Annotated in this window: 15 protein-coding genes; 6 read left to right on the forward strand and 9 right to left on the reverse strand. The window is 70.9% G+C overall.

Annotation, left to right across the window (positions count from 1 at the left end; translation table 11 throughout):
* The 3 genes from GXP76_RS24685 to GXP76_RS24695 form a co-directional block, all read right to left on the reverse strand.
* On the reverse strand, positions 1-819 hold an 819-nt coding region (locus GXP76_RS24685; RefSeq protein WP_242573784.1), incomplete at its 3' end, for a DUF6777 domain-containing protein.
* Between the two features lie 160 nt (positions 820-979).
* Positions 980-1,153 carry a hypothetical protein gene (locus GXP76_RS24690; RefSeq protein ID WP_242573785.1) on the reverse strand — a complete coding sequence of 58 codons (174 nt, stop codon included), beginning with the start codon at positions 1,151-1,153 and terminating at the stop codon, positions 980-982.
* A 321-nt stretch (positions 1,154-1,474) separates the two neighbouring features.
* Positions 1,475-2,875, reverse strand: a complete 1,401-nt coding sequence (locus GXP76_RS24695; RefSeq protein WP_242573798.1) for an SDR family NAD(P)-dependent oxidoreductase — start codon at positions 2,873-2,875, stop codon at positions 1,475-1,477.
* Between the two features lie 351 nt (positions 2,876-3,226).
* Here GXP76_RS24695 and GXP76_RS24700 point away from each other — a divergent pair, with 351 nt between their 5' ends.
* The gene (locus GXP76_RS24700) at positions 3,227-3,751 is read left to right on the forward strand and encodes an SPW repeat protein (RefSeq protein WP_242573786.1); all 525 of its coding nucleotides are present in this window, start codon (positions 3,227-3,229) and stop codon (positions 3,749-3,751) included.
* A gap of 83 nt (positions 3,752-3,834) precedes the next feature.
* Here the strand turns inward: GXP76_RS24700 and GXP76_RS24705 are convergent, their stop codons facing one another.
* From GXP76_RS24705 to GXP76_RS24715, 3 genes are all read right to left on the reverse strand, one after another.
* Positions 3,835-4,572 carry a GNAT family N-acetyltransferase gene (locus GXP76_RS24705; RefSeq protein WP_242573787.1) on the reverse strand — a complete coding sequence of 246 codons (738 nt, stop codon included), beginning with the start codon at positions 4,570-4,572 and terminating at the stop codon, positions 3,835-3,837.
* On the reverse strand, positions 4,569-5,489 hold the full coding sequence (locus tag GXP76_RS24710; RefSeq protein ID WP_242573788.1) for an NADP-dependent oxidoreductase: 921 nt from the start codon (positions 5,487-5,489) through the stop codon (positions 4,569-4,571). The genes GXP76_RS24705 and GXP76_RS24710 overlap by 4 nt, the downstream gene beginning before the upstream one ends.
* A gap of 217 nt (positions 5,490-5,706) precedes the next feature.
* Positions 5,707-8,316, reverse strand: a complete 2,610-nt coding sequence (locus GXP76_RS24715; RefSeq protein WP_242573789.1) for a PA14 domain-containing protein — start codon at positions 8,314-8,316, stop codon at positions 5,707-5,709.
* A 194-nt stretch (positions 8,317-8,510) separates the two neighbouring features.
* Between GXP76_RS24715 and GXP76_RS24720 the strand changes: the two genes are divergently transcribed.
* The 5 genes from GXP76_RS24720 (at position 8,511) to GXP76_RS24740 (ending at position 14,522) form a co-directional block, all read left to right on the forward strand.
* Positions 8,511-9,533 (forward strand): LacI family DNA-binding transcriptional regulator, encoded by a 1,023-nt coding sequence (locus tag GXP76_RS24720; RefSeq protein ID WP_242573790.1) that lies wholly within the window; start codon positions 8,511-8,513, stop codon positions 9,531-9,533.
* Positions 9,534-9,805: 272 nt separating this feature from the next.
* Entirely contained in the window at positions 9,806-10,894 is a 1,089-nt protein-coding gene (locus tag GXP76_RS24725) for an ABC transporter substrate-binding protein (RefSeq protein WP_242573791.1), read from the forward strand.
* A 1-nt stretch (position 10,895) separates the two neighbouring features.
* Complete coding sequence (locus GXP76_RS24730; RefSeq protein ID WP_242573792.1) at positions 10,896-12,521, forward strand: sugar ABC transporter ATP-binding protein; 1,626 nt, start codon at positions 10,896-10,898, stop codon at positions 12,519-12,521.
* The gene (locus GXP76_RS24735; RefSeq protein WP_242573793.1) at positions 12,514-13,476 is read left to right on the forward strand and encodes an ABC transporter permease; all 963 of its coding nucleotides are present in this window, start codon (positions 12,514-12,516) and stop codon (positions 13,474-13,476) included. The genes GXP76_RS24730 and GXP76_RS24735 overlap by 8 nt, the downstream gene beginning before the upstream one ends.
* Positions 13,473-14,522 (forward strand): ABC transporter permease, encoded by a 1,050-nt coding sequence (locus GXP76_RS24740; RefSeq protein ID WP_242573794.1) that lies wholly within the window; start codon positions 13,473-13,475, stop codon positions 14,520-14,522. Before GXP76_RS24735 ends, GXP76_RS24740 begins: the two co-directional genes overlap by 4 nt.
* Positions 14,523-14,753: 231 nt before the next feature.
* Here the strand turns inward: GXP76_RS24740 and glgC are convergent, their stop codons facing one another.
* The 3 genes from glgC to GXP76_RS24755 form a co-directional block, all read right to left on the reverse strand.
* The gene (glgC, locus tag GXP76_RS24745) at positions 14,754-15,971 is read right to left on the reverse strand and encodes a glucose-1-phosphate adenylyltransferase (protein ID WP_242573795.1); all 1,218 of its coding nucleotides are present in this window, start codon (positions 15,969-15,971) and stop codon (positions 14,754-14,756) included.
* Positions 15,972-16,025: 54 nt separating this feature from the next.
* Positions 16,026-17,207 carry a glycogen synthase gene (gene glgA / locus GXP76_RS24750; RefSeq protein WP_242573796.1) on the reverse strand — a complete coding sequence of 394 codons (1,182 nt, stop codon included), beginning with the start codon at positions 17,205-17,207 and terminating at the stop codon, positions 16,026-16,028.
* Positions 17,208-17,262: 55 nt separating this feature from the next.
* Positions 17,263-17,909 (reverse strand): (2Fe-2S)-binding protein (locus GXP76_RS24755; RefSeq protein WP_242573797.1); only part of this gene is annotated, 647 nt, incomplete at its 5' end.

Here is a 17,909-nt window from a genome sequence, read left to right on the forward strand (position 1 = left end):
GGAGTACGGGGGCGGCACGTCGGGCTTCTTGTCCTGGTCGCCGTCGGTGCCGGTCCGCCGCTCGATCCAGGCGTTGTCGGCGACGATCAGCAGGGCGGTCAGCACCCGGGTGCTCGGGTTGACCACGACGACCCGGTCGGGCCGGTACCCGCTCCAGGGCGTACCCCGGCTGACCGTGTCGGCGCGCGGCGCGACGGCGGGGCGCAGCGGGTTCCCGCCGGCGCAGCGGACCCTGGGCAGTCCCCGGTCGTCGACGAGGACGGCGGTGCCGGTCTGGAGCACGGCCTGGTGGGGGGTGGCCGCCCCGTCACGGTAGCCGTGGTTCGTCAGGCGTACGTCGGCGCGCAGAAGGACGGGGGTGAGCCCTCGCAGGAAGTTCGGGACGGAGGCACCACTGACGCCCGCGCCGCGTGCGAAGGCGGCGACCTTGGCGGGGTCGGCGGCGAGCAGCCGGACCTGCGCGTCGACGTCGCAGCTGGTGACCGATTTCGTACCCCCGTACAGCCCGGCGGTGGCGCCGGAGACGGAGCGCACCGCCTCGGAGCGCTCCCCCGGGGCGCTCGGTGAAGCCGGCGCGCTCGGCGACGGCGGGACAGAGGGGGTGATGTCCGGCAGCGGCGCGGCGGTCGACTCGGTGAAGGGAGAGGGGCCCGGGGCGCCGAGCGGCTGGAGGAGGACCTTCGCGGACGCCGCGCTCGCGGCTTTGGCCGCCCGGGAGTCCTTGTCGACGCCGTCCTCGCCGCAGCCGGCGATGATCAGAATGCCGGCCGACAGCACGGCGAGCGCGGCGTGCCGAGGGCGAATGGGTAGGCATCGCACGAGGTCTCCCAGCTGTTCGTCCCGGACTGTGACTCCATATCTGCCGGACACGGAGCCACCCCGCAAGCGGGGGGACACAGGTGGAGCACCGGACCCAACCGTCGCCGGGCGGGCCGCACATGCGGCCCGCCCGGCGACGGGGAACGGTCGGTTCAGGTCGTCAGTCGACGCCCTGGAGGATGTGGGGCTCCGCGAGGTCGTCCTCGTAGCCCGCCAGCCTGATCGGCGCGGACCTGGCCCACACCTCGATGTTCCGGAGTTTCTCGGGGCCGGCGCCCCGTCCACCGGCCGGTTCGGCCGGGCTGTTCTCGTACTGGGCCTTCTCAGGTGTCACCGCGCACTCCTTTGTGTCGCGTAACCCCGGGCACGCCGGCTCCGGACTCTCACCGGGCACCGGCCGCCGAACGGGGCAGGGCAGGGCCAAGGGCAGTTCGGTCGCGGTGGCGCCGGTTTTCGGGCGGGGCGACGGCCTGGTTGCGGGCCGGTCCCGGGACGGCCGAGGAACCTTCGTGGGTCCCTGGGTGGCGTCCGTGCGCCATACATTAACCAAATGAGCGCGGGCGCGCTCGATGGGGTCCGTGCGGTGGGTCACTTCCGGACAACGATCAGGAGAACACGCCGGACGGCGCCCCGCCCGCCGGGAGTTGGCGGCGGACTACCAGTTGGCGGGCGCGTAGTCCTTGAGGAAGCAGCCGTACAGGTCCTCGCCGCCCTGGCCGCGCACGATCGGGTCGTAGACGCGGGCCGCTCCGTCGATCAGGTCCAGCGGGGCGTGGAAGCCCTCCTCGGCGAGCCGCATCTTGTCCGGGTGCGGGCGCTCGTCGGTGATCCAGCCGGTGTCGACGGCGGTCATCAGGATCCCGTCGGACTGGAACATCTCCTGCGCGCTGGTGCGGGTCAGCATGTTGAGCGCGGCCTTCGCCATGTTCGTGTGCGGGTGGCCGGCGCCCTTGTAACCGCGGCTGAACACGCCCTCCATCGCCGAGACGTTCACGACGTACGTCCGTCCGGCCGCCGCTGCCGCCATCGCCGGGCGCAGCCGGCTGATCAGGATGAACGGCGCTGTGGAGTTGCAGAGTTGGACTTCGAGCAGTTCCACCGGGTCGACGTCGGAAACCGTCTGGATCCAGCTGTTGGTGTCGTGCAGGTCGGGCACGAGCCCGCCCGCGTCGATCGCGGTGCCCGCCTCGATACGGGCGAGCGTGGCCGAACCGCCGACCAGGGCCAGACCGGTGATGTCCGACGCGCTCAGCGCCTCGCCTCCGCCGGCGGGCAGCACGGCCTGCGCGCCGCTGCCGAACGCGCCGATGACGTGCGAGGACGGGAGTTCGCCCGCGGGCAGCGGCGCGGACTCGGCCGCCAGCAGCTCGCTGTAGGCCTGCGGGGAGCGGCGTACCGTCTGCGCGGCGTTGTTGATGAGGATGTCCAGCGGCCCCTCGGCGGCGACCGAGTCGGCGAGGGCGACCACCTGGGCGGGGTCGCGCAGGTCTATCCCGACGATCTTGAGACGGTGGATCCAGTCGGCGCTGTCCTCCATCGCTTTGAAGCGGCGGATCGCGTCGCTCGGGAAGCGGGTGGTGATGGTGGTGTGCGCACCGTCGCGCAGCAGGCGCAGCGCGATGTACATGCCGATCTTGGCGCGGCCCCCGGTCAGCAGCGCGCGCTTGCCGGTGAGGTCCGTACGGGCGTCCCGGCGGGCCCGGTTCTCGGCGGCACACGGCTGGCAGAGCTGGTGGTAGAACGCGTCGACCTCGACGTAACGGGTCTTGCAGATGTAGCAGGAGCGCGGCCGCTGGAGGATGCCCGCGATCTCGCCCGCGGCCGAGGACGACGGCAGCAGCCCTTGCGTCTCGTCGTCGATGCGCTCGGCGGATCCGGTGGCCGTGGCCTCGGTGACCGCCTTGTCGTTGGCGGTCTTCGCCGCCCGGCGTTCCTGGCGGCGGCGCTGCTTGACGGTCCGGTAGATCCCGGCGGTGGCGCGGCGCACGGTCACGGCGTCGGGGTGGTCGACGTCGAGCTTGTCCAGTTCGTCGAGCACGGCGAGGCAGACGGCCATGCGGTCGGGGTCGATACCGGGGCCGTGGATCTGAGGGCCGTCGATGTCCGGGCCGTGGTCGCCGGAGCCGTACGGGGCGACCGGTGCGCTCTCGCCGAGCGTGGTCCCGTCATCTGTCAACGTCATCGCCGGTGCCGTTCCCTATCACTCGTCATCACCCGTTCGGAGCCGGTCGGCCCGTCGCGGATACGGCCGTCCGGCCGAGCGGCCTCGAACAGTTTGCCATGAGGTACACGGCGGTTTGTTCACCGCCCAACTACACATAAGGGTGAATAAGGGGCAGAATAGTGATGTACCGCTCGATCCAGAGCAACGCGGTCGAACCACTCATGACCGAAGGAGTCGAGACTCATGGCCGATGTTTCACACACCAGGGGAGCCACAGGCTCTCGCCCTGGTGTTACCGACACCAGGGGAGACATAGGTGCTCACCCTGACGTACCAGAGATGCGGGCCAGGTACGCCCGCGTGCTCGGTGGACGTGATGTGGCGCTGCTGGACGGCCCGATCTTTCTCGCCGGCCTGTTCATCGCAGTCTCACCGTGGATCCTTCACTACACGACAAGCCAGCCGGGTCTCGTGGTCCACAACGTGATCATGGGTATCGCGATCGCCGGTCTGGCCCTCGTCTTCTCCGCCACACCGACCCGGACGTACGGCTTCAGCTGGGCCCTGTGCCTGCTGGGTGCCTGGATGGTCGCGGCACCATGGGTCGTCGGTTCCAGCCCTGACCGCGGCGTGTTCCTCAGCCTGGTCATCCCAGGAGCGATCACCGCTGTGCTGGGCCTGGTCTGCGCGGGCGCGGCGATGATGGCGGGTCGTAAGCGCAATCGGGCGATCCGGTCGGGCCAGATGAATGAGCCGGTCCGGACGTAGTCGGACTCACCCGGCCCGATGGGGCGGGCGGACGACCGGCAAGGCCGTCCGCCCGCCCCACGCCGTGTGCGGGTCCGGTTCGCTCAGCCGCCCGCCGTCGCCGGGACGCGCGACGGCTCCGGCACGCGGATCCCGAGGAAGGGGATACGGCGGCGCAGCCTGAATCCCAGGGCCTCGTAGAGCCGTACGGCGCTCTCGTTCTCCACGGCCGCCTGGATGAACGGGGTCTCGCCGCGCTCCTTGATCCCGGCGGCCAGCGCCAGGACGAGCCGGCCGCCCAGCCCCTGGCCGCGGTACCCGGGCGCCGTACAGACCGCGCTGATCTCGGTCCAGCCCGGCGGACGCATCCGCTCCCCCGCCATCGCCACCAGCTCCCCGTCGCGGCGTACGCCCAGATAGGTGCCCAGCTCGACCGTGCGCGGCCTGAACGGGCCCGGCCTGGTGCGCTCCACCAGGTCCAGCATCTCCGGCACGTCGGCGGGACCGAGGACCACCGCCTCCTCGTCGTACACCGCGTCCACGGACTCGTCGACGAGCTGGACACCGTCCACCTGGAAGGTGATCTCCCAGCCGTCCGGGGGCACCACGGCCGTGCCGGCGAGGGTGGCCGTCCCGTCCGCTCCGACCAGATGGGTGGCGTCCGCCCAGTCCCGCGCCGCGGGCTCCTCCGGAAGGGCCAGCCAGGTCGACACCTCCGGCCGGTACCCGAGCACCCGGCCGCGCCGCTCGGCGAAGCGGGCGTGCGGGCCGGTCAGCCCGGCGAGCACGGGGTGGTCGAGCGGGTGGTAAGGGGAGGGGGCCGGCCGCCCTTCGGCGCTCACGCGCCGACCTCGATGACGATCTTGCCGAGGGTGTGCCCCTCCTCGACGGCGCGCAGCGCCCGCGCCGCCTCCGCCAGCGGGAAGGTCCGGGTCACGTAGGGCCGCAGGGTGCCCGCCACCACGAGTTCGGCCACCTCTTCGAGGACCGCGGCGGTGCGCAGCCGTACGACCGCCGCGCCGCCCAGGGTCACGACCCGCGGCTTGTCCCCCGCGCTGATCAGCTTCGTGAGGTCGGGGACGAGTGGCGCGACGGCCTCCAGGTCGGCGCCGCCGACGAGGTCGAAGACCGCGTCGACGCCGTCGGGGGCGGCGGCCCGCACCCGCTCCTGGAGTCCGGGGCCCGGCGGGACGTGGACGGCGCCGAGCGATTCCACGAAGTCCTTCTTGCCCGCGCTCGCCGAGCCGACGACGCGGATGCCGGCCGCAATGGCGATCTGTGTCGCGGCCACGCCGACTCCGCCGCCGGCGCCGGTGATCAGCAGCGTCGCGCCGGCGGGCAGGTCCAGCTGCTTGATGCCGTCGTACGCGGTGGCGCCCGCGACCGGCAGGGCCGCCGCGTCCGTGAACGACACCGCGTCGGGCTTGTGCGCGGTGATCGCGGCGGGCAGCAGGGTGTACTCGGCGTATCCGCCCGTGACGGGGTTGCCGAAGACGGCGTCGCCCACGGCGAACCCGCGGACGCCCTCACCGACCTGCTCGACCACACCGGACGCCTCGCTGCCGAACACGGTGGGCAGCGGCTTCGGCGTGGAGCCCGGCCGCGTGTAACCGGTGCGCAGCTTCCAGTCGACGGGGTTGACCCCTGCCGCGCGGACGGCGACGAGGAGTTCGCCGGGGCCGGGAACCGGCTTCGGCAGGTCGAGGAAGGCTTCGGCCTCCGGACCGCCGAACCGGGTGTAGACGTACGCCTTGGGCATGTGATCCCTCGCTCTGGCTGCTGACGTCGGTGGCCGCGCCGGATCGTGTGCGCGGTGGGCAGCAGTTTCAAGTCCGGGCTCCGACCTGCTTATTCCCGGGGAAGCGCGCTGTTCGCCCGACTGCCGGAGGGACGGGGGCGGACGGTCGGCGGACCGGTGGGGCAACAGGCGGGCGCCGCACGGGGGATGAAGCCCGTGCGGCGCCCCGGAAGTCCGGTCAGGAGGTGGCGCACTCCATCGAGGCCGGGTCGGAGGCGTCCTGGATCAGGGCGTCGTGTGCCGCCTTGAGCCGTTGGACGTCGGGCTTCATGACCTTGCGGTCGTAGGTGAGCAGCCCGTTGAGTTCACCCTCCACATCGGTGATCTGGGTGTAGACGGCTCCGTTGCTCCCCCGGCAGGCGAGGTCGCGTACGTTGTCGAGCTGCCCCAGGTACTCGTCCGTGTACTTCTCCTTGTCGACGCCGACATAGGTGTGCTGGACCGGCCAGGCGTGGCCCGGTACGGCGAGCCCGAGGCCGCCGTACTCACCGCTGACCAGCGCCCGTTTCCCGTCCGGCGCGGGGAGCAGCGGTGTCGGATAGCCGTGCGCGTCCGCGATGTCGCCGTTCTTGCCGTCGACGGCCCCGCAGCAGTTGACGCCGCTCATGTTGTTGACCAGCCGGGTCGGGTCCCAGCCCTTGGCCTGGTCGGCGATCCGTGCCTGGTCGTACTGGCCCCAGCCTTCGTTGAACGGGACCCACATGATCACCGAGGGGCTGCTCGCGTGCTGGTCGATCATCTCCTTCATCTCGTGTTCGAACTGGGCGGCGGCGGGGGCGGCCGGGGACTTCGGCATCGACGGCATGTCCTGCCAGACGAGGAGTCCCAGCTTGTCCGCCCAGTAGAACCACCGGTCGGGCTCCACCTTGATGTGCTTGCGCACGGAGTTGTAGCCGAGGTCCTTGTGCTTCTTGAGGTCGAACGCCAGCGCCTCGTCGGTCGGCGCGGTGTGCAGTCCGTCCGGCCAGAAGCCCTGGTCGAGGGTGGCCATCAGGAAGACGGGCTTGCCGTTGAGCACGGTGCGCGGCACCCCGTCGACCTTCTCGACGGCGATGGAGCGCATCCCGAAGTAGCCGCCCACGCGGTCGCCGTCGCGGTCGCCGCCGATGCGTACGTCGAGCTTGTACAGGTGCGGGTCCTGCGGTGACCACAGACGCGGGTCGGGAACCGGCACACTGAGCGGCGCTCCCGTACGGCCCTTGACCGTGCCGACCTTGCGCTTGCCGTCGTACGCGGTGGCCGTGACCGGCAGCCCGGCGCGTACGCCGCGGACCTCGACCGCCAGTTTCTCCGCCGTGATGTCCGGGGTGAGCTTCAGCGAGTCGGCGTGGTCGGCGGCGACCGGCTCCATCCAGACCGTCTGCCAGATGCCGGACGACGAGGTGTAGAAGATGCCGCTCGGGTCGAGGCGCTGTTTGCCCATGGGCGGGTTCTCGCCGTCCGCGGCGTCGGTCGGGTCGTACACGCCGACGATCAGTTCCTGCGTACGGCCGGGCTTGAGCGCGTCGGTGATGTCGGCGGAGAACCGGTCGTAGCCGCCCTTGTGTTCGGTGACCTTCTTGCCGTTGACGTACACCTCGGACTGCCAGTCGACGGCGTCGAAGTTGAGCTTGAGACGCTGGCCGGCCTTGCCGTGGTGGTTGTCGATGTCCCAGCTCTTCGGGACGGTGAAGGTCCGGCGGTACCACATCCGGTCCTCGTGCCGTTCGAGCCCGGAGAGCTGCGACTCGACGGGGTACGGGACCAGGATCTTCTCGCGAAGCTTCTTGCCGACCGGCGGGCGCTCGCCCTTCTCGGCGGCGGCGAACTGCCACTCACCGTTGAGATTGCGCCAGGCGTCGCGGGTCATCTGCGGACGCGGATACTCGGGCAGCGCGTTGTCGGGGCCGACGTCCTTGGCCCACGGGGTGGCGAGCTGGTACTCGGACCTGTTGGGTCCGCTGCTCCAGAACGCGCCCACGGGGTCGGCGTCCCGCGAAGTGAGCCCGCCCCGGCCGTCGTAGCGGACGTCGGCGGTGCCGCCCTTGCCGACCACGGGTTCTGCCAGACCGACGAGCAGGCTGCGGGCGTCGGCGGGGTCCTTCTTCACCGATCCGAGCGGCCATTCGGCGCCGCCGATGACCGCGTCGAGGTGGTCGGCGATACCGGCCGGGGGCGCGGCGAGTTCCTGGGCGAACTCCATGCGCAGAGTGCGTCCGTCGGCCAGGACGGTGGTGGCGATGGCCCCGTCGTACGCGTAGCCGTCGGGGAGGCGGAAGGCGGAGGTGGGCACCGGCTCTTTCGCGCCACCGGGTTCGGTCCAGTTGAGATGGAGGTTCGAGCCGCCGACGTTCTCGAAGAACTCGACCTTGATGTCGTACGCCTGGTCTCCGGTGAGGTCGACCGGGTCGGAGACCTGCTCCTTCTCCCAGTCGTCGACCCAGTGGTCGATGACGATCTCGCCGTCGATCCACAGCCGGAACCCGTTGTCGCCGATCATCGAGAAGGTGTGCGGGCCGCTCTGTTCAGGGACGATCTTCCCGGTCCAGCGGACGGTGGCGTGGTCGGCGCTGCCGGTGGCCGTGGCGAGTCGGGATTCGAGGCTGTCGAAGTCGATCTGGGGGTCGAATCCGGTGGCCTTCAGCTCATGGAAGTCGAAGGCGCCGGGCGCCGACGAGGAGTAGTAGTCACCCTTGAGTCCATGGGGCACGACCGGGTCGTCCGCGGCCGATGCCGACGGGACGGCGGTGAGTCCGGCGACGCCCAGGACGGCGGCGAGCAGAAGGGCGAGATTTCTTCGGATGCGCACAAATCCTCCTTGGAACTGAGGGTGGCGGCTCGTTGCGACAGTCTGTACAACGTTGGAAGGAATGGCCGTTGGCATGACAACATGCCGTCCCACTTGCTGTCCAGGGCAATGACAAAGACCCGTCCCGCAACGTATATAACGTTGTACAGATTGGGCAGGGGCGACCTTCGGGCCGGCCTCGGAGGGGAAATACGGTGACCGTCAGCCTCAAGGACGTCGCGGAACGAGCGGGCGTTTCCATCAAGACCGTCTCGAACGTGGTGAACAACTACCGGCATGTCACGCCGGCGATGCGGGCCCGGGTCCAGCAGGCCATCGACGAACTCGGCTACCGGCCGAATCTCACGGCGCGCCATCTGCGCAAGGGGCGCACCGGGATCATCGCCCTGGCGGTGCCCGAGCTGGGCAACCCGTACTTCGCCGAGCTGGCGGGCTCGGTCATCGACGTGGCGGCGGAGCACGAGTACACCGTGCTGCTCGACCACACCGGTGGCCGCCGCGAGCAGGAGGTCCTGGTCAGCCAGGGTTTCCGGGCGCGGGTGATCGACGGGCTGATCCTGAGCCCCATCGAGCTGGAGACCGAGGACCTGCTCGGCCGTGACCAGGACGCGCCGCTGGTGCTGCTCGGGGAGCGGGAGTACGACCTGCCGTACGACCACATCGCGATCGACAACGTGGCCGCCGCCCGGACGGCCGTACGGCACCTGCTGGATCTCGGCCGGTCCAGGATCGCCTTCCTGGGCGCCAGGACCGACCGGGTGAACGAGCCGTCACATCTGCGGCTGCGCGGCTGGCGCGCCGAACTGAAGGCGGCGGGGCTGCCGTCGCCGGACTCCCTGATCGCCCCGACGGGCGGCTGGGACCACGCGAACGGCGCCGACGCGATGAACCGGCTCCTCGACTCGGGGGTGACCCCGGACGCGGTCTTCGCGTACAACGACCTGATCGCCATCGGGGCGATGCGGGTGCTGTCCGAGCGGGGGCTGCGGGTCCCCGAGGACGTCGCCGTCGTCGGCTTCGACGACATCACCGAGGGCCGCTACGGCGCTGTGACCCTCACCACGATCTCGCCGGACAAACAGACCATCGCGCGCCTCGCGGTGCGCTCCGTCGTCAACCGGCTGCTGGGCACCGGGGACCCGGTCGGCACCGGTCCCCGTGAACTCCGCGCCGAATTCCGGCTGGTGGAGCGGGAGAGCACGCTGGGCCGGGTCTGACGCGTCCCGCCCGGCGTCCCGCCCCGTGTCCCGCGGGCGCACGGCGCGGTTCGCCCGCGCCGACGGGGGCCACCGCCGGGACGGTCGCCGGGAGCGTCACCGGCCCCCGCACGTGGGCCCGTTATCGCGCGAAGGCTTTACAGCCTCCGTACAACGATGTAAAAACCGTTCCGAACGACTCCAGCACATCCATGCAGCAGTCCGTCAGTCCGTACGAGCCGACCTCCCGCGAGCGTCCCGGTCGCCGGGGCCGCGCCGAGATGGGGATCACCATGAAGCTTTCCGCCGTCCGCCGTACCACCACCACTACCGTCCTCGCCGCGAGCCTCGTCGGCGCCCTCGCACTCAGCGGCTGTGCCAAGTCCGAGGACGACGGCTCCGACAAGAGCTCGTCGGCCGGCGACAAGGACAGCGGCCAGGTCGTCGCCACGCCCGGCGCCGACGACAAGACCTGTGACATCGCGCAGTTCGGGGGCGAGAAGATCGACCTGAAGACCGCCACGGTCGGCTTCTCGCAGTCCGAGAAGGAGGCCAACCCCTTCCGGATCGCCGAGACCGCGTCCATCAAGGCCGAGGCCGAGAAGCGCGGGATCAAGCTCCTGACCGCCAACGCCCAGACACAGTTCTCCAAGCAGATCAGCGACGTGCAGGACCTGATAGCCAAGGGCGCCGACCTGCTGGTGATCGCGCCCCTCAACTCCGACGGCTGGGGCCCGGTGCTGCGCAGCGCCGCGGCGAAGAAGATCCCGATCGTCACCATCGACCGCAAGATCAACGCCACCGCCTGCAAGGACTATGTGAGCTTCATCGGCTCGGACTTCATCGAGCAGGGCAAGCGCGCGGCCGACCAGATGATCGAGGCGACCGGCGGCAAGGGCGAGGTCGCGATCCTGCTCGGCGCCGCGGGCAACAACGTCACCACCGAGCGCACCAAGGGCTTCAAGGACCAGATCGCGGCCAAGGCCCCTGGTCTGAAGGTGGTGTTCGAGCAGACCGGTGAGTTCGCCCGTGAGAAGGGCCAGCAGGTCACCGAGCAGCTCATCCAGTCGAACCCCGGCATCACGGGGATCTACGCCGAGAACGACGAGATGGGCCTCGGCGCCGTCAACGCCCTGAAGGGCGCGGGCAAGAAGGCCGGAGCCGTCAAGATCGTGACGGTCGACGGTACGCGCAACGCCGTCCAGGGCATCGTCGACGGCTGGATCTCCGGGGTCGTGGAGTCCAACCCGCGCTTCGGGCCGCTCGCCTTCCAGACCCTCGACACCTTCACCAAGGGGGAGAAGGTCGCGCAGGACATCGTCATCCAGGACGGCGCGTACACCCCGGACAACGCCGAGGCCGATCTGGGCAAGGCCTACTGACGTGCTGTCGGTCACCGGTCTGACCAAGACGTTCCCGGGCGCACGCGCGCTCGACGGCGTGGACTTCGCCGCCCTTCCGGGCGAGGTCCACGCGCTCATCGGCGAGAACGGCGCCGGGAAGTCCACCCTCATCAAGGTGCTCACCGGTGTGTACCAGCCCGACGAGGGCGAGATCGTCCACGCGGGCGCTCCCGTGCGCTTCCAGACTCCGCTGGAGGCGCAGCACGCCGGGATCTCCACGATCTACCAGGAGGTCAATCTCGTCCCGCTGATGAGCGTGGCGCGCAATCTGTTCCTGGGGCGCGAGCCCCGGAACAGGTTCGGCCTGATCGACTTCCGCCGGATGCACGGTGAGGCCGACGAGGCGCTGCGCTCGCTCGGGCTCCGGGTCGACGTGCGGCGTCCGCTGCGGACGCTGGGCGTCGGCGCGCAGCAGATGGTGGCGCTCGCCAGGGCGGTCTCCGTCGACGCGCGGGTGGTCATCATGGACGAGCCGACGTCGTCGCTGGAGCCGCGCGAGGTGCGCACCCTGTTCGGCGTGATCAGGATGCTCAAGGAGCGCGACATCGCGGTGGTGTACGTGAGCCACCGGCTGGACGAGCTGTACGAGGTCTGCGACAAGGTCACGGTGCTGCGCGACGGCAAGCTCGTGCACACGGGGCCGATCGCGGAGCTCGACCGGCTGCGGCTGGTGTCGCTGATGCTCGGACGGGAGATGGGCGAGGTGAGCGACGAGGGGGTCACCAAGTTCACCGGGGACCACCACGCGGGCCGTGAACCGGTGCTCAGCGCAGCAGAGTTGACGGTCCGTCATACGCTGCACCAGGTCTCGGTCGAGGTGCGGCCCGGTGAGGTCGTGGGCCTCGGCGGGCTGCTCGGCTCGGGCCGCAGCGAGACGGCGAAGGCCATCGCCGGGGCGCTGCCGCCGGACTCCGGGAAGGTGGTGGTGGCCGGTTCCCCGGTACGTACGGGCTCCACGCCCGCCGCCATCCGGGCGGGCATCAGCCTGCTGCCGGAGGACCGGAAGGCCGAGGGCATCGTCCCCGGTCTCTCGGTGCGGGAGAACATCGCCCTGGCGGCGCTGCCCGGCCTCTCCCGGTTCGGTCTGGTGGACGACTCCAAGGTCGACGCCGTCGTGGACACCTTCATGAAGCGGCTGCGGATCAAGGCGTCGGGGCCGCACCAGAAGGTCGGCGAACTGTCCGGCGGCAACCAGCAGAAGGTGCTGCTGGCCCGCTGGCTGGCGATGCAGCCGAAGGTGCTGCTGCTGGACGAACCCACCCGTGGCATCGATGTCGGTGCCAAGGCCGAGGTGCAGGGCCTGATCGACGAACTCGCCGACGAGGGGCTCGGGGTGCTGCTGATCTCCTCCGACATGGAGGAGCTGATCGAGGGGTCGGACCGGGTGGTGGTCCTCAAGGACGGCGCGGTGGTCGCCGAGCTGACCGGGGACGACGTCACCGAGGACCGCCTGCTCCAGGCCATCGCGGCGGCGCCGGAGTCGGACGCGGCGCTCAAGACGGTCGCTCCGGACGCCGCCGCGATCGTGGGTGCGCAGCCGCCGCTCCCGTCCGCGGCCCCGCCGGCCGGCAAGACCTCCTCAGGAGGGGAGAGGGACCATGACTGAACTCGCCCTGAAGGGCGCCCCCGTCGACCGCGCGCGGCTGCTGCGCCTGCTCCAGGACTACGGGGTGTACGCGGGCGTCGCCGTCCTGCTCCTGGTCAACATCGCGCTCACCCCGCACTTCCTGTCCACGGAGAACTTCCGTACCCAGGCCGTGCAGGTGGCGCCGGTGCTGATCGTCGCGCTGGGCATGGCCCTGGCCATCGGCAGCGAGGGCGTCGACCTGTCGGTGGGCGCCGTGATGGCCCTCTCGACCTCCCTGCTGTCGCTGTACCTCGGCTACGGTCCCTGGGTCGCGCTGATCGTCGCGATGCTCGGCGGCGCCGTCGTCGGTCTCGCGAACGGGTCGCTCATCGCGTTCATCGGCGTCCAGCCCATCGTCGCCACACTGGCGTTGATGGTCGCGGGGCGCGGTATCGCCCTCGTGCTGCTGCCACAGCTCAAGGACGTACGCGACCCCGGCATGTCCTCGCTCGGCTCGGGCGATCTGTTCGGCATCCCGTATCTCGTACTGATCGCCGCCGCCCTGGCGCTCGCCGTCGGATTCACCGTGAAACGCACGACCTTCGGCCGGCAGCTCCTCGCGATCGGCGACAGCCGGCCCGCCGCGCAGCTCGCCGGGCTGCCGGTGCGGCGCGTGCTGATCCTCGTCTATGTCATCTGCGGTGTGCTCGCCGCGATCGCGGGCGTACTCGCCACCGCGCGGCTCCAGGCCAGCGACCCGACCTCGCTCGGCACCCTGATGGAGCTGTCGGCGATCACCGCGGTGGTCGTCGGCGGCACCCCGCTCAGCGGCGGCCGGATCCGCATCGGCGGCACGGTGGCCGGCGCCGTACTGATCCAGTTGCTGACGGCGACGCTCATCAAGCACGATCTGCCGCCTTCCTGGACGCAGATCGCCCAGGCCGTCGTGATCGTGCTCGCGGTCTACGCGGCTCGCGAACGGGGAAAGCGATGACCCACACCCACACAGAGCGTCCGGCCCGCGCGGAGGGCGGCGGCCCCTCCCCCGGCAAGGACCCGTCCGACGAGGCGCCGCTCGGCGCGAGCCGGGCCGAGCGCCTCAGCGCCCTCGCCCAGCAGCACGGCGCGCTGGTCACGCTGCTGCTCGTCGCCATCGGCGCGTCGATCGGCTTCGACACCTTCCTGACCGGCGACAACCTGGAGAACATGGCGGTCTCGTCGGCGTTCCTGGCGATCGTCGCCCTGGGCATGACCTTCGTGATCATCACCGGCGGGATCGACCTGTCCGTCGGTTCGCTCTTCGCGCTCGGCGGGGTGCTCGCCGCCTGGGGGTCCCAGTACGGCACGCTCGTCGCGCTGCTGCTGCCACTCGCGGTCTGCGGTCTGATCGGGCTGGTCAACGGCCTGCTGATCGCGAAGGCCCGGCTCGCTCCGTTCATCGTCACCCTCGCGGCGATGCTCGCCGCCCGCGGCATCCTGCTGGCGATCACCGACGAGGGCTCCAACACCTATCTGGTGGACGAGAAGTCGTTCTTCGCGAGCCTCGGCCAGGAGAAGCTGCTGGGCGTCGGTGTGCCGGTGTGGATCACGGCGGCGCTGTTCGTCGCGGGCGCCGTGATGCTGCGGCGCAGCCGGTTCGGCCAGTACGTGTACGCGGTCGGCGGCAACGAGGACGCGGCGGCGCTGATGGGCGCGCCCGTGGCCCGTACGAAGATCGCCGTCTACACGCTCTCCGGCCTGTGCGCCGGGCTGGCGGGGGCGCTGAACGCGGCCTGGCTGGTCTCGGGCGTCACGATCCTCGGCACCGGCATGGAGCTGGAGGCGATCGCGGCCGTCGTCATCGGCGGAACGCTGCTGACCGGCGGCTTCGGCTTCATCAGCGGCTCGCTGGTGGGCGTGCTGCTCCTGAAGGTCATCCAGAACGTCATCAACCAGATCGGTTCGCTGGACTCGGCGTACCAACAGGTCGTCAGCGGCGCGTTCCTGGCGGTGGTGGTGATCGCCCAGACGTGGCTGGGGAGGCGGCGCCGGATGATGTGACCGACGGCGGGACCGCTCACGTGCCGGACGGGACCGTCCGGCACGTGACACCCCCTAGGGCGTGTCCGCGAAGTCCCGCCTGGCCCGCGACGCCTGGCACGGCACCTCGCCGCGTTGTCGGACCCGGCCGAGTACGCCCGGTACGAGGCCGATCCTCCGCCTTGCGATGCAACGCACCAGCCGCCGCGGGCCCCGCCCTACGGGCGGACGGCGCTACTTCGCGGACACCCCCTAGTGAACGGGCTGGCCCTTCCCGAGTGCGATCACGCCGTTCTTCGAGACCGTGTACAGCTCCGCGTCCCGCCCGGGATTGACGCCGATCGTGGCACCGGGCGGGACGTCCACGTTCTTGTCGAGTATGGAGCCGCGTACGACCGCGCCCCGGCCCACCCGCACGTTGTCGTGGAGCACCGACCCCTGCACCACGGCGCCCTCCTCGATCACCACGCCGGGCGACAGCACGGAACGGGTCACCTGGCCCCGGATGACACTGCCGGGGCCCACGATCGACTCGCTCGCGATGCCACCCGCGACGAAGCGCGCGGGCGGGAGCTGGCCCGTGTGCGTGTAGATGGGCCAGCGTCTGTTGTCGAGGTTGAACTCCGGCTGGTGCGAGATCAGGTCCATGTGCGCGTCGTAGTACGAGTCGAGCGTGCCGACGTCCCGCCAGTAGCCGTGTTCGCGCGGGGTCTCGCCCGGCACGTGGTTGTCGTCGAAGTCGTAGACCTGGGCCATGCCCTGCTCCGTGAGCATCGGCAGGATCGAGCCGCCCATGTCATGGACGGAGGTCCGGTCCTCGGCGTCGCGGTGCAGCGCGTCCACGAGGATCTTCGTGGTGAAGAGGTAGTTGCCCATCGAGGCGAAGACATGGCCGGGGTCGCCCGGCAGTCCCGGTACGTCGGCCGGCTTCTCCTGGAACCGGTCGACACGGGTGCCGTCCGGGCCCGGTGTGATGATCCCGAACGACGATGCCTCGGCGCGCGGCACCCTGATACCGGCGACCGTGACCCCGGCGCCGCTCTCGATGTGCCGTTCGAGCATCTGCCGCGGGTCCATGCGGTACACATGGTCGGCGCCGAACACCGCGATGTAGTCGGGCTGTTCGTCGTGGACGAGATTGAGTGACTGGAGAATCGCGTCCGCGCTGCCGAGATACCAGCGCGGCCCGAGCCGCTGCTGGGCCGGCACCGGTGTGACGTAGTTCCCCAGCAGGCTGGACATCCGCCAGGTGATGCTGACGTGGCGGTCCAGCGAGTGCGACTTGTACTGCGTCAGCACGCAGTTGCGCATGATGCCGCCGTTGACGAGATTCGACAGGACGAAGTCGACCAGGCGGTACGTACCGCCGAAGGTCACCGCCGGTTTGGCGCGGTCGGCCGTCAGCGGCATCAGCCGCTTGCCTTCCCCGCCCGCCAGCACGATCCCGAGCACCGAAGGTCCACCGCGCATCGCCGCTCCTTCTGTCAGCGACCCTCTACAGGTCGTCCCGATCCGTCTACCCTTCTAGCGGGGCTTGAGCAGCTCCTCGTACACCTCGTACGTACGCCGGGCCACCCGGTCCCAGCCGAACTCCCGCACCGCGCGGTCCCTCCCCGCCGCGCCCATCGCCGCCGCCGACTCCGGATCGTCCAGGACCCGGTTGAGGGTCTCGGTGAGGGCCGACTCGAAGTCCTCGGGGTGCCGCTCGTCGTACGGCACCAGCAGGCCCGTGCTCCCGTCGTCGACGACCTCCGGGATGCCGCCGACCGCCGAGGCGACGACGGCCGTGCCGCAGGCCATCGCCTCCAGATTGACGATGCCCAGCGGTTCGTACACCGAGGGGCATACGAACGCGGCCGCGTGGCTGAGCAGTTGGACCACGTCGGGGCGCGGCAGCATCTCGGGGATCCAGAACACCCCGTCGCGGCTGCCGCTCAGCTCGTCCACCAGCTCGCGGAACTCGGCCTCGATCTCCGGTGTGTCGGGCGCTCCCGCGCAGAGCACGAGCTGCGCCTCGGGATCGAGCGCGCGGGCCGCGCGGAGCAGGTGCGGGACGCCCTTCTGCCGGGTGATGCGGCCGACGAACAGGACGAAGGGGCGGTCGGGGTCGATGCCGGTCCGCCGCAGCACGTCGGTGTCGCGGTCCGGGTGGTAGAGGCGGGTGTCGATGCCGTTGTGGATCACCCGCACGCGGTCGGGGTCGAGCGAGGGGTAGCAGCCGAGGATGTCGGCGCGCATGCCGTGCGAGACGGCGACGACGGCGTCCGCGGCCTCTATCGCGGAGCGTTCGGCCCAGCCCGACAGCTCGTATCCGCCGCCGAGCTGCTCGGCCTTCCAGGGGCGCAGCGGCTCCAGCGAGTGGGCGGTCATCACGTGCGGGATGCCGTAGAGCATCTTGGAGACATGGCCGGCCAGCGCGGCGTACCACGTGTGCGAGTGCACGAGGTCGCTGCCTTCCACGGCGGCGGCCATCGCGAGATCGACCGAGAAGGTGCGCAGCGCGTCGTTGGCGCCTTCGAGTCCGGGCGCGGCCCGGTGCCGTACGACGCCCCGGGCCCGCTCCTCGGCAGTGCCGCCGCCCTCTCCCCAGCAGTGCACGCCGAGGTCGGTCAGCTCCCGCAACTCACGTGCCAGGAACTCGACATGGACGCCCGCGCCTCCGTACACGTCCGGCGGGTACTCCCGGGTCAGCAGCCCGACCTTCACGCCATACCCCCGTCGCCCGACGAACTCAGCAATGTCATGGTCACCCGGAAACCTCTCATGCGGAAGAGCGCTGCGGTGGCCGGTCGAAGACACAGTCCCCGCACAGGCCGCCGGAGGGGCAACGGTAGTAGAGGCAGCAGCTCCGGCGCCGGAAGGATCCGTTCCACGAGGCGCCGGTGGTTCGCAGGCCGGGGTCGGTGAAGAGCGCCGCGCCGATCGCGGCGGCCCGCTCGCCCGCCTCGGGCCGGCCCACCCGGCGGCTCCAGGCGCCGAGTTCGCGTACGGCGCCGGCGAGGGCGGAGCCCGCGTTGCCCCACAGCAGGCCGGGTGAGATCCGGCCGTCGGCGCGCAGGGCCGCCGCCAGGGGAACGAGATGGCCGTACTGGACCACCTCCCGCACAGCCGCCGCGAGTCCGCCGACGGATCCTTCCGCGGCGCCCCCGGCGCTCGCGAAGGGGCGGGGGCCCGGCAGCCGCAGGTCGTCGGGCGAGGAACCGAGGGGATCCCAGAGCAGCCGCGCGGGGTCCAGGTCCGGCACCTCGCCGTGCAGCGCGGCGGAGCCCAGGACGATCGACCAGAGCCGGGCCGCGAGCCCGAGCTGCGCGACGGACGCCGCGATCCGGCGCTCGGGTGCGCCGAGCTTCGCGGCGACCCTGTCGACGCGCGCCGAGAGAGGCGCGACGTCGCCCGCGTAGATCTGTG

The sequence above is a fragment of the Streptomyces sp. NP-1717 genome (assembly GCF_022695985.1).
GTDB lineage: Bacteria > Actinomycetota > Actinomycetes > Streptomycetales > Streptomycetaceae > Streptomyces.

Excerpts from the sequence above, each read along its gene's own strand:
- GXP76_RS24695 (WP_242573798.1), bottom strand. The coding sequence starts at position 2,875 with ATGGCCGTCTGCCTCGCCGTGCTCGACGAACTGGACAAGCTCGACGTC.
- GXP76_RS24700 (WP_242573786.1), top strand. The coding sequence starts at position 3,227 with ATGGCCGATGTTTCACACACCAGGGGAGCCACAGGCTCTCGCCCTGGT.
- GXP76_RS24710 (WP_242573788.1), bottom strand. The coding sequence starts at position 5,489 with ATGCCCAAGGCGTACGTCTACACCCGGTTCGGCGGTCCGGAGGCCGAA.
- GXP76_RS24725 (WP_242573791.1), top strand. The coding sequence starts at position 9,806 with ATGAAGCTTTCCGCCGTCCGCCGTACCACCACCACTACCGTCCTCGCC.
- GXP76_RS24735 (WP_242573793.1), top strand. The coding sequence starts at position 12,514 with ATGACTGAACTCGCCCTGAAGGGCGCCCCCGTCGACCGCGCGCGGCTG.
- GXP76_RS24740 (WP_242573794.1), top strand. The coding sequence starts at position 13,473 with ATGACCCACACCCACACAGAGCGTCCGGCCCGCGCGGAGGGCGGCGGC.
- glgC (WP_242573795.1), bottom strand. The coding sequence starts at position 15,971 with ATGCGCGGTGGACCTTCGGTGCTCGGGATCGTGCTGGCGGGCGGGGAA.